This window comes from Streptomyces sp. Ncost-T10-10d (assembly GCF_900091955.1).
GTDB lineage: Bacteria > Actinomycetota > Actinomycetes > Streptomycetales > Streptomycetaceae > Streptomyces.
In genome coordinates, this window is sequence record NZ_FMDF01000183.1 from 36,755 (window position 1) to 49,009 (window position 12,255).

Here is a 12,255-nt window from a genome sequence, read left to right on the forward strand (position 1 = left end):
CCCCCGGCGCTCTGTTCGTCGTTGCCGCGGCGCGGCAACGACGTCAGTCCTGTACGCCCTGCACGCCTCGCAGGACCATGGCGACGGCGGTGTCCGCGATCACGGCCGGCTCCTCCGCCACGCCGAGTTCGATACGCCGCACCGCGGCGTCCACCGAGCCCTGCAACAGCATCGCCGCCAGCCTCGGCTGCTCGTGGCCGAGATCGCCGAGCGCCTCGACGATCATGGCGATCAGCCCGCCGTGCGCGGCCCGGATCTTCTCGCGTGCGCCCGCGTCCAGCTCGCTCGCCGAGATCGCGACGACCGCCCGGTGGCGGCGGTCTCCGACGAGGTCGAGTTGCCGTCGTACGTAGGCCTCGATCTTGCCCACGGGCGTGGTGGCCTGCTCCATCGCGTTCTCGACCTCGGCCGCCCAGACGGGGAAGTCAACGGCGCAGAGCTCTTCGACGACAGCCGCACGGGAGCGGAAGTACTCGTAGACGGAGGACCGGGCAAGGCCCGTACGTTCGGCGAGGGCGGGGAAGGTCAGCGCCTCCGTACCCCCCTCGGACAGCAGGGAGCGGGCGGCGTCCAGGAGGGCGCCGCGCTGCATGGTCCGGTGCTCGGCCACCGAGGCCGCTCGAATCCTGGGCACGCGTCCACTCTACGGCGACTGGTGCTCAAGAGGGTGGGTGCGGCCCCGATCAGTGGCCGAAGCAGCCATGGGCGGCAGCGGTCACCGGTGGTATCAGCGTCCGGCGTCGGCCAGTTTCGCGCGCAGTTGCAGTACCGACTTGGTGTGGATCTGGCTCACACGGCTCTCGGTCACCCCGAGCACATTGCCGATCTCGGCGAGGGTGAGGCCCTCGTAGTAGTACAGCGTGACAACCGTCTTCTCGCGCTCCGGAAGCGTATTGATCGCCCGGGCGAGCAGCCGTCTGAGCTCACGGTCCTCGGCGACCTCCACCGGATTGTCGGCGGCGGTGTCCTCCAGCGTGTCCATCAGGCTCAACCGGTCACCGCCCTCGCCGCCGACATGCAGCAGTTCCTCCAGCGCGACAACGTTCGCCAGCGACAACTGGCTGAAAACCGCGTGCAGTTCCTCCAGTGCGATGCCCATCTCCGCAGCGACCTCCGGCTCGGAAGGGGTGCGTCGCAGCTGCGCTTCCAGCGTGGCATAGGCGCGTTCCACGGCCCGCGCCTTCTGGCGCACCGAGCGTGGGATCCAGTCCAGCGCACGGAGTTCGTCGATCATCGCGCCACGGATGCGGGTGATCGCGTACGTCTCGAACTTGATCGCGCGCTCGATGTCGAACTTCTCGATCGCGTCGATCAGTCCGAACACCCCTGAGGAGACGAAGTCCGCCTGCTCGACATTGGAAGGCAGGCCCACACTCACCCGGCCCGCGACGTACTTCACCAATGGCGAGTAGTGCAGGATCAGCTGCTCCCGCAGCCGCTCGTCGCCCGTGGACTTGTATGAACGCCACAACTCGTCGAGCGAGGAGGGGGCAGGGGGGCGCACAGTGCCACGCGCAGCCGGTGGTACTGCCGCGCGGTCAGACCCGGAGGTGTGCTGGGGCATGTGGTGCCTTGAGCCGTTCTGCTGTGAAGTGCTGGGGGACTTGTGTCGGAGTCGGAATTCATGTGAGCGTAGCGTGACTGAGGTATCGCGGTCCGCGCAGGACAATGGATCGGCGCAGTGCGATTCCGGCCGATCGAACATGACTGAGGTCCGGGGCCGTCGCCATGCGCGTCGGCCCCGGAGGCGTCGCTGAAGGATCCGCCGAGGTCATCGGCATCACCTTTTCACCCGAATGCTCCAGGTCAAGTACCGCCTCGCCGTGCGTCGTCATTGCATGTCGGTCGCGGCGTCAACCGCCATCCATCGCCATCACGTTCGACGAACCCCAGTGAGTGCAGTTCGTACAGTCTGCCGAGCGCTTCATCGATGCTGGTGCCCGCGCCGCGGGCCACATCGCGCCCGCCGACGGCGCCGCGGAGCGGCAGCGCGTCGAGAACCCTGGCGGAGACCGCGTCCAGCAGGTCCCTGGGGTGCACGGGGCCGCGTCTGGCCGGAGCGAGTTCACCGATGTCCCCCACCAGTTCGGCGACTTCCGAGGCATCCGTCACCAGGACGCCCTCCCCGCGGAGGAGTTCATGGACTCCTGCTGACAACCCGCTGGTGGCGGGGCCCGGCACGCCCATGGTGAAGCGGCCGAGCCGCTGCGCGCTGCGTGCGGTGACCAGTGAACCGCTGCGGTATTCGGCCTCGACCACGACCGTCCCACGCGTCAACGCGGCGATGACCCGGTTCCGCAGAATGAATCTGCTGCGGGTCGGATGATCGGACGGCGGTAATTCGCCGATGACGAGCCCCTGTTCCGCCATGCGTCCGATCAGCTCGGCATGTCCCCGGGGATAGGCGACGTCCACCCCGCAGGCCAGGACCGCCATCGTCGCCCCGTCAACGGCGAGCGCGCCACGATGGGCTGCCGCGTCCACCCCGAACGCCGCTCCCGACACGACCACCCACCCCAGCTCCGCGAGCCCCGCGCCGAGGCTCGCCGCCATATGGGATCCGTACGGTGTGCAGGCACGGCTGCCGACCACGGCGACCGAGCGCAGCGCCCAGAGCCGCAGATCGCGCGGCCCCCGCACCCAGAGGCCGGTCGGCCTGGCGTCGGCCAGGTCGTCGAGCTGGCTGGGCCATTCCCGGTCGCCGGGGCAGACGAACCGCCCGCCGAGCACGGCGACCGCCGCCAGGTCCCGCTCGGGCTCGGCGCTCTCGGCCCGTAGCCGGTATCCGTCCAGGCGTTTCGGAGTCATTCCGCTCAGCCGCTCCGCGGCTCCGTCCCTGGTGGCGATCCGGCGTAGCAGTTCGACGGCACCGACCTCGCGCAGCCAGCGGCCGCCGCGCTCGTCCCCCGGCTCCAGGATGCGGGTCAGTGCAGCCCGCGCCAGCCGTTCCCGATCGCTCACCACCACCCCCGGCCCCACGCCCCGCTCCGGGTCCCGCGCCGGAAGGCACCCCGGTTCCTGTCCCTGCCCAGGGCCCGTCCGCGGGTTCATGACGCTCCGGCCTTCGTCAAGGCGCCCCGTGGGATCCCGGTCCGCAGTTCCAGCGCCACCGCGATGTCGGAGGCCTCCGGGCGGTCGGCACCGCGCAGATCGGCAACCGTCCACGCCACCCTGAGCACCCGGTCCAGGCCCCGTGCGGTGAGCGCGCCCCGTTCCATGTCCCGTTCGGCCTCCATCAGCGCGCCCGGCGCCACGACCAGCCGGGTCCGCAGCTCATGGCCGGGCACTTCGCTGTTGGTGGTCCACACGGTGCCGGCCAAGCGGTCCGCCGCCCGCGCCCTGGCCTCCCGGACCCGGGCCGCGACGGTGGCCGTCGACTCACCCCTGCCGCCCTGCCCCATCAGGTCCTCGCGCCTGACCGGGTCGACAACCACCCTCAGATCCACCCGGTCCAGCAACGGCCCGGAGAGTCTCGCCTGATAGCGCCGGACCGTCGAGGGCGCGCAGTCGCAACCGGCACCGCTGAGGGTGTGCCGGCCACAGGGGCAGGGATTGGCGGCCAGCACCATCAGGAATCTGGCGGGCAGCCGCACCACCCCGGCGCTGCGTGCCACCACCACATGCCCCGACTCCAGCGGCTGGCGCAGCGCGTCCAGCGCCCGCACGGAGAATTCCGGCGCCTCGTCCAGAAAGAGAATCCCCCGGTGGGCCAGAGAGACCGCACCGGGCCGCGGCAGCCCGTTTCCCCCGCCCACCAGCGACTGCATGGTCGCCGAGTGGTGCGGTGCGCAGTACGGCGCCCGGGTGACCAGTGGTTCCCCCGGCGGCAGAATGCCTGCCACCGAGTGCACCGCGGTGACTTCCAGGGACTCCTTCCTGGTCAGCGTCGGCAGAATCGCCGGCAGCCGCTCGGCCAGCATGGTCTTGCCGGCGCCCGGCGGTCCGGAGAGCAGCAGATGATGACCGCCTGCCGCGGCAACCTCCAGCGCCTTGCGGGGCCGCTCCTGCCCCGCCACATCCGCCAGATCCGGTGGGTTGCCATCACCTTGCCCGGGCACCCGGGCGAGCCCTGTGCCGATACCCGCGCCCGGCACCATCAGCCCGGCCAGCATGGTGTCGGGGCGCCCCTCGTCGTGAGCCTGCCGCTCGTCCGGCACCGGCTCGTCGCAGAGCACCGCGAGCAGCTGCCGCAGGCTTCGTACCCCGAGGACCGAGACCCCGGGCACCAGCGCCGCCTCCCCCGCGGTCTGCTCGGGCACGACGACCTGGCGGTACCCGGCCTCCGCCGCGGCGAGCACGGCAGGCAGCACGCCGCGCACCGGCCGCACCCGGCCGTCCAGCCCGAGCTCACCGATCATCACCACATCCGCGATGGAGGCCGGGTCGATCCGCTCGGCCGCGCCCAGCACGGCACAGGCAACCGCCAGATCGAAACCGGAGCCGCCCTTGGGTACGGAGGCCGGTGACAGGCCCACCGTGAGCTTCTTCTGCGGCCACTCGGCCCCGGAGTTCACCACCGCGGCCCTGACCCGGTCCCGGCTCTCCACCAGGCTCTTGTCCGGCAGCCCCACCAGGGTGAATGCGGCCACCCCCGCCTCCAGGTCCGCCTGGACCTCCACCACGACGCCCTCGACGCCGACAAGGGCCACCGAACATGCCCGCGCGAACCCCATCAGGCCACCCCCCGCGCATGCTGGGCCACGGGTGCTCCGCGCCTGGGCAGCACCACGCCGACCAGGTCGATCCGGACCCCACCGGGCGGCGGGCCGCCGTGCCGGTGGAGCCAGATCCCGGCCAGTCGTCGCAGCCGCTCCGCCTTGACCGGTGTGACGGCTGCCATCGGATGCTCGAAGGCACCCGCCCTGCGGGTCTTCACCTCGCAGACCACCAGTGCGTCGCCGTCCATCGCGACGATGTCGATCTCACCGGCACGACAGCGCCAGTTCCGTTCCAGTACGGACATGCCGGCATCGGTCAGCAGCCGCGCCGCCAGATCCTCGCCGTACCGCCCGAGTGCCCCCCGTGCGTTCATATCGGCACCACCTCCGGCACCGACTCTGACGCGTCCGGTCCCAGCTGGTGGATCTTGGTGGACAACTTCGGGATTGTGGATAACTCAGCCACCCGGAAGTGGGAATCCATCCCGCTGAAGAGCACGCAGAGCGGGCTCAGCCACCCGGAAGTTCGAGATCGCTCTTGTTGAGCTCCTCGATGTTGACGTCCTTGAACGTCAGCACCCGTACCTGCTTGACGAACCGTGCGGGCCGGTACATGTCCCAGACCCAGGCGTCCGCCATGGACACTTCGAAAAACACCTCACCCTGAACCGAGTGCACCTGCATCTCGTAGTCGTTGGTGAGGTAGAAGCGCCGTTCGGTCTCGATCACATATTTGAACAGACCGACGACATCTCGGTACTCCCGGTAGAGCTTCAGCTCCATCTCGGTCTCGTACTTTTCGAGGTCCTCGGCGCTCATTGGCATGTTCCCCTTCAGCCGTGCGTGCCCCCATTGTGCGCCAGGCTCCGGCACCCCTGGGCGCTTAGGCGATTTCGGGGGCCAGAACCAGTGGCGTACGCGGAGGACCCTCGTCGAGCAGCGTGCGCAGCAGCTCGGCGAGTCTGGTCGGGTACACCGTCTCACGCGCCACCGACAGTTCGGCGGAGGTCCACCACCTCAGACCCGCGACGCTGCGCTGCTCCAGCCCGGTCAGCCCACTGGTATCGGTGGCGATCTGCGTCGTACGTGCCAGGAAGTACCACTCATCCTGCTTCCAGCGACGCCCGTCGAACGGGAACGAGCACATCCGCTGCCAGAGCAGCGGGCCCAGCTGGACATCGGTGATCCCGGTCTCCTCCGCGAGCTCCCGCAGCGCGGCCTGTTCCCGGGTCTCGTCGCCCTCCAGACCGCCGCCGGGGGTGAACCACCAGGTGCTCTCGGGGTCCTCCGGCTCGAACCCATGCATCAGAAGAATGCGGTCGTCGGGGTCCAGGAGCACCACCCTGGCGACCTTCCGCTCCTCAACGCGCACCGGCAGGCACCCTTTCGCGCTTGTTCCGTGCCGACCGCGCGGACCGTGCCGCGATCGGGCCGGATGCGGCACCACCGAGGATGAGCACCACACCCGCCACCACGGCCCAAAGCTGCAGTCGCAGCGGGCCGGGCGACGACACCCCACCGGGGAAGGAAGCGAAGGTCTGCGGCCGTTGAACCATGCCGCCCAGCGGCCAGGCGATGGCGTCCACCCGGGCCTGCACCGCGCTGCGCGGCACGGAACCCTGCCCCGGGTCGTCCAGGTGGACCCGGGAGTCCAGCGAGGCGCTGCGCTCGTCCCCGAGCAGGAAGAGCTGCCCCTTGGGAACATCCGCGGTGAAGTCGTTCGCCGAGGCGAGGCCCTTGGTCCGCAGATACGGTTCCTCAATGGGTTTGCCGTTGACGGTGAGCCGGCCCTTGTCGCAGCAGGCGATCTTGTCGCCGCCGATCCCGACGACCCGCTTCACCATCGGCATGTCACCCCACACCGGATCGGTGAAGACCACCACGTCGCCCCGGTGCACCTCGCTGCCGTCGATCCGCTGTGCGAGCACCCGGTCGCCGGCGTGCACCGTCGGTGTCATCGACTCGGTCGGCACGGTGTACGGCTTGTACACCACGGCTCCCCAGGCGAAGCCGCCGAGGAAGAGCACACAGCCGACGGCCACGGCCAGCCCCGACAGCATGCTGCCGAGCCGGCCATGGCCGTCATCCGTACGTCCTGTTCCACTCATCCCAGCGTCCCCCACCTCGGAGATCGACAATCGCTGATCCGAGTCGGCACCCTACCCGGCGGTACGCCCGCTGGTCAGCCTCCTGCGACGCCACAACACGAGGGGCAGCGCTCCGGCTGCACCGAGTGCTCCCGGAGCCAGGCCCATCGCCGTGTTGATCCCCGACTGGTCGTTGATCCCCGGCTGGTCGAAGGTCTTCGGGACGGGCAGGGTCGCCCAGCGGTTGATCGGCCACGCCACGACGATGGCCCGGCCGACGACCTCGTCGTTGGAGACCGTGCCGCCGCCCGGCAGCTCCTGGTGATAGCGGGAGTCGAGGGAGTTCTGGCGGTGGTCGCCCATCACCCAGATCCGGCCCTCGGGCACCTTGATCGGGCCGAACGGCTCGTCATTGCAGGGGGTGTTTCCCGGGAAGATGAACGACGGGTCGTCCAGTGCCTTGCCATTGACGGTGACCGGGCCGTTCTTCTTGCACTCCACCGTGTCGCCGCCGACTCCGATGACCCGCTTGATCAGGTCCTTCTCCTCGACGGACGGCATCAGTCCGATGAAGCTGAGGAACTTCTGCACGACATTCGGATTGGGCGTCTGGGTGTCCTCCAGCCAGCCGCCCGGGTCGTGGAAGACCACGACCTCGCCGCGCTTGGGCTCCGCGCCGAACCAAGGGGTCAGCTTGTCGACCAGCACGCGGTCGCCCCGCTGGAGCGTGTTCTGCATCGAGTCCGAGGGGATCGAGAACGCCTGCACCAGAAACGTCTTGATCAGCAGCGCGAGAACAAGCGCGATGCCGATGAGCAGGGGCAGCTCCTTCCAGAAGGAGCGTGGCTTCTTCTGGGACGTACTGCCGCCGTTCGAAGAGTCGCCGTCACCCTCCGCGCTGTCCGCCGCCCCGGCGGACTCGACGCTCTCCGGATTGTCCGGCCGGTCCTCGGGTTCGTCGTGTCCGGATCGTGCGCCGACCGCCAAATCCCCCACATCCACTCCTTACTCCGTGCCACCGCCTGCGCCCTAGCCGGTGCAGGCCCACCACTCCCATAACGAGCGGGAGTTCCGCAGGGGTCGGGAGAGGGATCACTCCGTTGGGATCCTTGGACGACACACTATTCGACAGGCCCGACGCAGCAGCCGTCCCGGCGCGCGCGTCAGGGACCGAGTCGAATGTCGCCGGTTCCTCCAGTTTTCGCCAGTGCCCGAAGGGCCAGGCGATCACCACAGCCCGTCCCACGACCTCGTTCTCGGAAACCGTGCCGTGTTCCGGCTCGTCCAGGTGATAGCGCGAATCGGCCGAATTGGACCGATGATCGCCCATCACAAAGATCCGGCCGGCCGGAACCTTTACCTCGAATTTGATGAGGGAGGGCGGATTACCGGGATGCAGATATGACTCGTCCAGCGGTACGCCGTTGACGGTGATCCGGCCGTCCTTGTCGCAGCACTTCACGGTGTCACCGCCGACCGCGACCACCCGCTTGATCAGATCCTGTTCGTCGTCGGACGGCAGCAGCCCGATGAAGGTCAGCGCCTCCTTCACCTGCTTGACGACGACGGGCGAGTCCTTCTTTCCGACGTTCTCCTGCTTCAACCAGCCACCCGGGTCCTTGAAGACGACGACATCGCCGCGCTGGGGCCTGGATCCGAACCAGGGCGTCAGTTTGTCCACGAGCACCCGGTCGCCGATCCGGATGGTCTGCTCCATCGACCCCGACGGGATCACGAAGGCCTGCACCAGGAAGGTCTTCAGCACGAGCGCGATCAGCAGCGCCACGGTGATGAGGAGGGGGATCTCCCGCACGGCCGACCTGCGCCGCCGCCGCTTGACCTTGCGGGCCAGCTTGCGCCGTTCCGCCCTGGTCGGCAGGGAGCGCGCGGCGGTCGGCCGACTGCCGGTCGGCAGCGGTATCCCGGGGTCGGACCCGTCCTGTTGCCGCCCGCGGTTACCCATGGGCCCCGCCCGTCACCCGTACGCCGGCGAAGGCGGCACTGTCCGGCAGCGAGCCCAGCCTGCCCGGCGGCCAGCCGATCCAGTCCACCCTTCCGATCACCATGTCGACCGGGACCATGCCACCGCCCGGCTCTCCCAGGTGGTCACGCGAATCGCGCGAATTGCTGCGGTGGTCGCCCATCATCCACAACGTGCCGTCGGGCACGACGATGTCGAAGCGCACCCCGGACGGCGCATCTCCCGGATACAGATAGTCCTCGTCGACCGGCCGGCCGTTCACCTCGACCCTTCCGCGCTTGTCGCAGCAGACCACCCGGTCGCCTCCCACGCCCACCACCCGCTTCACGTAGTCGGTCTCGGCAGGTTCTGCCAGCCCCAGGGACGCTGCCACGCCGTGCAGCAGCCCGGTGACGGGATTCTCCTGGGGGGCTTCCTGCACGAACGATCCGGTGCCGTCGAATACCACCACATCGCCGCGCTGCGGTACGGAGCCGAAACGGTACGCCAATTTATTGACCAGCACCCGGTCCCCCACTCGCAGTGTCGGCTCCATCGAGCCGCTGGGAATCAGGAAGGGCTGCACCACGAAGGCGCTGAGGAGCAGCACGAAGACCGAGCAGACGGCTCCGAGTGCGGCCGTCCGCCGCCACGAGATCGAGGCGGTCAACCGGTCCGGGATACGCGAAGAGCGCGGCCTCTCCTCCGACCCTGCTGCGGGTGCGGAGGAGCGGTCGCGCTCCGAGGGCTTGGCTTCCGTGTCCATCGGGGCCAGAGCTTATCCGGCCGTCCTGTGGACCTGGGAGTTAGCTCAGTTGTCGCGCTTCTCCTTGATCTTCGCAGCCTTGCCGCGCAGCTCACGGAGGTAGTACAGCTTGGCGCGACGGACGTCACCGCGGGTGACGAGCTCGATCTTCTCGAAGATCGGGCTGTGCACCGGGAAGGTGCGCTCGACGCCGACGCTGAAGGAGACCTTGCGGACCGTGAAGGTCTCGCTGACGCCCGAACCCTGGCGACGGATGACTACGCCCTTGAACTGCTGGATACGGGAGCGGTTGCCCTCGATCACTCGGACGTGGACGTTGACGGTGTCGCCGGGGCGGAACGCCGGGACGTCGGTACGCAGCGATGCGGCGTTGACGCCATCGAGCAGGGAAGCCATGTTGTCTGCTTTCTTCGCCGATGCCACAGGTCATCGACGGGAGATAGTGAGGAGATGAGGGGTGCTGATCGCGTCGGGCGGGCGTCGTTCCCCCTGTGGCAGGGGCGCACGCCGGACGTACAGCAGCGGCCTATTCTTCCACGGCCTCGGGCCTGCGCCAAAATCGGCCACCGGGCTCCGGCGACCAGCCGAGGATGGAGAGGATCTCGCGGTCCTTCTTGTCGAAGCCGCTCGCCTCGCAGCGCTCGATGAGATCGGGCCGGTTGAGCGCGGTACGACGGAACGCCTCGTCCCGCCGCCAGCGTGCGATCTTCCCGTGGTGACCGCTGAGCAGGACGTCCGGGACACCCCTGCCGCGCCACTCGGGCGGTTTGGTGTAGACGGGCCCCTCCAGCAGATTGGCCATCTCGCCGGGGGCGAAGGAGTCGTCCTGGTGCGACTCGGCGTTGCCGAGCACACCGGGCAGCAGCCGGGCCACCGCCTCCGTGATCACCAGCACCGCGGCTTCCCCGCCGGCCAGCACATAGTCCCCGATGGACACCTCGACGACCGGCATGCGGGTCGCGTACTCGTCCATCACCCGCCGGTCGATGCCCTCGTAGCGGGCCGGCGTGAAGATCAGCCAAGGCCGCTCGGAGAGCTCGACGGCGAGCTCCTGGGTGAACGGACGGCCACTGGGTGTCGGCACCACGAGGACCGGGGAGTGCGCCCCGGCCTCGTACCCGCCCGCCAGGGCGTCGTCCAGTGCCTCGCCCCACGGCTCGGTCTTCATGACCATGCCGGGGCCGCCGCCGTACGGGGTGTCGTCGACCGTGTTGTGACGGTCGTACGTCCAGTCCCGCAGGTCGTGCACGTGCACATCGAGGCGGCCGCGCGCGCGGGCCTTGCCGACGAGGGAGACGTTCAGCGGTTCCAGGTACTCCGGGAAGATCGTGACGACGTCGAGGCGCATCAGGCGTCCTTCCCGGACTCGGACGCCTCGTCCTCGTCGCCCTCTTCGTCGCGCGAGGAGGCGATCACGGCCTGGCTCTCGTCGATCAGACCGGGCGGCGGGGTGATCACCGCGCGCTGCTCCTCCAGATCGATCTCGGTGACGATCTCCTCGACGAAGGGGATCATCACCTCGCTGCCGTCCGGCCGCTCGACGATGAAGAGATCCTGGGACGGCAGATGCGTGATCTCGGTGATCCGGCCGATCTCGGTGCCGTCGGCGAGAACCACGTCGAGGTCCATGAGCTGATGGTCGTAGAACTCCTCGGGGTCCTCGGGGAGTTCCGCCGGGTCGACCTCGGCGATCAGGAGTGTGTTGCGCAGGGCCTCGGCAGCCGTACGGTCGCGTACGCCCTCGAAGCGGAGCAGCAGACGTCCGCTGTGCACCCGGCCGGTCTCGATCGTCAGCGGTCCGGCGCCGGCCGGTTCGGTGGCGAGTACGGCCCCGGGCGCGAGCCGCAGCTCCGGTTCGTCCGTACGCACCTCGACGGTGACCTCGCCCTTGATGCCGTGGGCACGGCCGATCCGCGCGACTACCAACTGCACCTTGTGTCTCTCCTGTCATACGACGACGGGCCGGGGTGGGCGCATGGCCCTCCCCGGCCCGTGCCGGTGTTCAACTCTGTCAGCGAACCTGATCCACATCGACGAGGTCGACGCGGATGCCACGGCCGCCGATGGCGCCCACGACGGTACGCAGTGCTCGTGCGGTGCGGCCGTTGCGGCCGATCACCTTACCGAGATCATCGGGGTGAACCCTGACCTCGAGTACGCGACCACGGCGCAGGTTGCGCGAGGCGACCTGCACATCGTCGGGGTTGTCGACGATGCCCTTCACGAGGTGCTCGAGAGCCTCCTCGAGCATGCTCAGGCCTCGGTCGACTCGGTGGACGCAGCCGCGTCAGCAGCCTCGTCCGCCTTCTTGTCGGCCTTCTTCGCCTTCTGCGTGATGGCCTCGCCCTTGGACTCCTCGCCGGTGTCCTTGGCCAGGGCCTCGAACAGGGCGCGCTTGTCCGCCTTGGGCTCCGGCTGCAGCAGCGGCGCGGGGGCCGGAAGACCCTTGTGGGCCTGCCAGTCACCGGTGAGCTTCAGGATCGCGAGAACCGGCTCGGTCGGCTGGGCGCCGACGGACAGCCAGTACTGCGCGCGCTCCGAGTTGACCTCAATGCGCGAGGGGTTCTGCACCGGGTGGTACAGGCCGATCTCCTCGATGGCCCGGCCGTCACGGCGGGTACGGGAGTCGGCGACGACGATGCGGTAGTGAGGCGAACGGATCTTGCCCAGACGCTTCAGCTTGATCTTGACTGCCACGGAAGTGGTGTCTCCTGGTCTATGACGTGGTTGGGCACAACGAAGATGCCACGTGGGGTTGCGGTACTCGGGTGCCCGATGGACGCG

Annotated in this window: 16 protein-coding genes; all 16 read right to left on the reverse strand. The window is 69.0% G+C overall.

The window, feature by feature from the left end; genetic code table 11:
* Nucleotides 1-43: 43 nt before the first annotated feature.
* The gene (locus GA0115254_RS33795) at nucleotides 44-610 is read right to left on the reverse strand and encodes a TetR/AcrR family transcriptional regulator (RefSeq protein ID WP_093899084.1); all 567 of its coding nucleotides are present in this window, start codon (nucleotides 608-610) and stop codon (nucleotides 44-46) included.
* Between the two features lie 117 nt (nucleotides 611-727).
* Nucleotides 728-1,564, reverse strand: a complete 837-nt coding sequence (gene whiG, locus GA0115254_RS33800) for an RNA polymerase sigma factor WhiG (protein ID WP_093899085.1) — start codon at nucleotides 1,562-1,564, stop codon at nucleotides 728-730.
* 242 nt (nucleotides 1,565-1,806) lie between these two features.
* Complete coding sequence (gene dprA, locus GA0115254_RS33805; RefSeq protein WP_093899086.1) at nucleotides 1,807-3,051, reverse strand: DNA-processing protein DprA; 1,245 nt, start codon at nucleotides 3,049-3,051, stop codon at nucleotides 1,807-1,809.
* Entirely contained in the window at nucleotides 3,048-4,673 is a 1,626-nt protein-coding gene (locus tag GA0115254_RS33810; RefSeq protein ID WP_093899087.1) for a YifB family Mg chelatase-like AAA ATPase, read from the reverse strand. Before GA0115254_RS33810 ends, dprA begins: the two co-directional genes overlap by 4 nt.
* Nucleotides 4,673-5,032 (reverse strand): YraN family protein, encoded by a 360-nt coding sequence (locus GA0115254_RS33815; protein ID WP_093899088.1) that lies wholly within the window; start codon nucleotides 5,030-5,032, stop codon nucleotides 4,673-4,675. Before GA0115254_RS33815 ends, GA0115254_RS33810 begins: the two co-directional genes overlap by 1 nt.
* A gap of 136 nt (nucleotides 5,033-5,168) precedes the next feature.
* Nucleotides 5,169-5,477, reverse strand: coding sequence for a DUF2469 domain-containing protein (locus GA0115254_RS33820; RefSeq protein WP_003965949.1), 309 nt, complete (start codon nucleotides 5,475-5,477; stop codon nucleotides 5,169-5,171).
* 64 nt (nucleotides 5,478-5,541) lie between these two features.
* Complete coding sequence (locus GA0115254_RS33825) at nucleotides 5,542-6,030, reverse strand: NUDIX hydrolase (protein WP_093899089.1); 489 nt, start codon at nucleotides 6,028-6,030, stop codon at nucleotides 5,542-5,544.
* Nucleotides 6,020-6,766: a signal peptidase I gene (gene lepB / locus GA0115254_RS33830; protein WP_093899090.1), complete on the reverse strand. Its 747-nt coding sequence runs from the start codon at nucleotides 6,764-6,766 to the stop codon at nucleotides 6,020-6,022. The genes GA0115254_RS33825 and lepB (GA0115254_RS33830) overlap by 11 nt, the downstream gene beginning before the upstream one ends.
* Nucleotides 6,767-6,817: 51 nt before the next feature.
* A complete protein-coding gene (gene lepB / locus GA0115254_RS33835) occupies nucleotides 6,818-7,732 on the reverse strand; it encodes a signal peptidase I (protein ID WP_093899091.1) in 915 nt (304 codons plus the stop codon).
* Nucleotides 7,632-8,708: a signal peptidase I gene (gene lepB / locus GA0115254_RS33840; protein ID WP_093899092.1), complete on the reverse strand. Its 1,077-nt coding sequence runs from the start codon at nucleotides 8,706-8,708 to the stop codon at nucleotides 7,632-7,634. Before lepB (GA0115254_RS33840) ends, lepB (GA0115254_RS33835) begins: the two co-directional genes overlap by 101 nt.
* Nucleotides 8,701-9,471, reverse strand: coding sequence for a signal peptidase I (lepB, locus tag GA0115254_RS33845; protein ID WP_093899093.1), 771 nt, complete (start codon nucleotides 9,469-9,471; stop codon nucleotides 8,701-8,703). Before lepB (GA0115254_RS33845) ends, lepB (GA0115254_RS33840) begins: the two co-directional genes overlap by 8 nt.
* A gap of 45 nt (nucleotides 9,472-9,516) precedes the next feature.
* On the reverse strand, nucleotides 9,517-9,867 hold the full coding sequence (gene rplS, locus GA0115254_RS33850; protein ID WP_093899094.1) for a 50S ribosomal protein L19: 351 nt from the start codon (nucleotides 9,865-9,867) through the stop codon (nucleotides 9,517-9,519).
* Between the two features lie 130 nt (nucleotides 9,868-9,997).
* Nucleotides 9,998-10,819, reverse strand: coding sequence for a tRNA (guanosine(37)-N1)-methyltransferase TrmD (gene trmD, locus GA0115254_RS33855; RefSeq protein WP_093899095.1), 822 nt, complete (start codon nucleotides 10,817-10,819; stop codon nucleotides 9,998-10,000).
* A complete protein-coding gene (rimM, locus tag GA0115254_RS33860) occupies nucleotides 10,819-11,403 on the reverse strand; it encodes a ribosome maturation factor RimM (RefSeq protein ID WP_093899096.1) in 585 nt (194 codons plus the stop codon). The genes trmD and rimM overlap by 1 nt, the downstream gene beginning before the upstream one ends.
* Nucleotides 11,404-11,482: 79 nt before the next feature.
* Nucleotides 11,483-11,722, reverse strand: a complete 240-nt coding sequence (locus GA0115254_RS33865) for an RNA-binding protein (RefSeq protein ID WP_005311361.1) — start codon at nucleotides 11,720-11,722, stop codon at nucleotides 11,483-11,485.
* A gap of 2 nt (nucleotides 11,723-11,724) precedes the next feature.
* The gene (gene rpsP / locus GA0115254_RS33870) at nucleotides 11,725-12,168 is read right to left on the reverse strand and encodes a 30S ribosomal protein S16 (RefSeq protein WP_093899097.1); all 444 of its coding nucleotides are present in this window, start codon (nucleotides 12,166-12,168) and stop codon (nucleotides 11,725-11,727) included.
* Nucleotides 12,169-12,255 lie beyond the last annotated feature (87 nt).

Coding starts and splice junctions, on each gene's coding strand:
- rplS (WP_093899094.1), bottom strand. CDS start 9,867: ATGGCTTCCCTGCTCGATGGCGTCAACGCCGCATCGCTGCGTACCGAC.
- whiG (WP_093899085.1), bottom strand. CDS start 1,564: ATGCCCCAGCACACCTCCGGGTCTGACCGCGCGGCAGTACCACCGGCT.
- lepB (WP_093899090.1), bottom strand. CDS start 6,766: ATGAGTGGAACAGGACGTACGGATGACGGCCATGGCCGGCTCGGCAGC.
- lepB (WP_093899092.1), bottom strand. CDS start 8,708: ATGGGTAACCGCGGGCGGCAACAGGACGGGTCCGACCCCGGGATACCG.
- GA0115254_RS33820 (WP_003965949.1), bottom strand. CDS start 5,477: ATGAGCGCCGAGGACCTCGAAAAGTACGAGACCGAGATGGAGCTGAAG.
- dprA (WP_093899086.1), bottom strand. CDS start 3,051: ATGAACCCGCGGACGGGCCCTGGGCAGGGACAGGAACCGGGGTGCCTT.
- trmD (WP_093899095.1), bottom strand. CDS start 10,819: ATGCGCCTCGACGTCGTCACGATCTTCCCGGAGTACCTGGAACCGCTG.
- GA0115254_RS33865 (WP_005311361.1), bottom strand. CDS start 11,722: ATGCTCGAGGAGGCTCTCGAGCACCTCGTGAAGGGCATCGTCGACAAC.
- lepB (WP_093899093.1), bottom strand. CDS start 9,471: ATGGACACGGAAGCCAAGCCCTCGGAGCGCGACCGCTCCTCCGCACCC.
- GA0115254_RS33810 (WP_093899087.1), bottom strand. CDS start 4,673: ATGGGGTTCGCGCGGGCATGTTCGGTGGCCCTTGTCGGCGTCGAGGGC.
- GA0115254_RS33815 (WP_093899088.1), bottom strand. CDS start 5,032: ATGAACGCACGGGGGGCACTCGGGCGGTACGGCGAGGATCTGGCGGCG.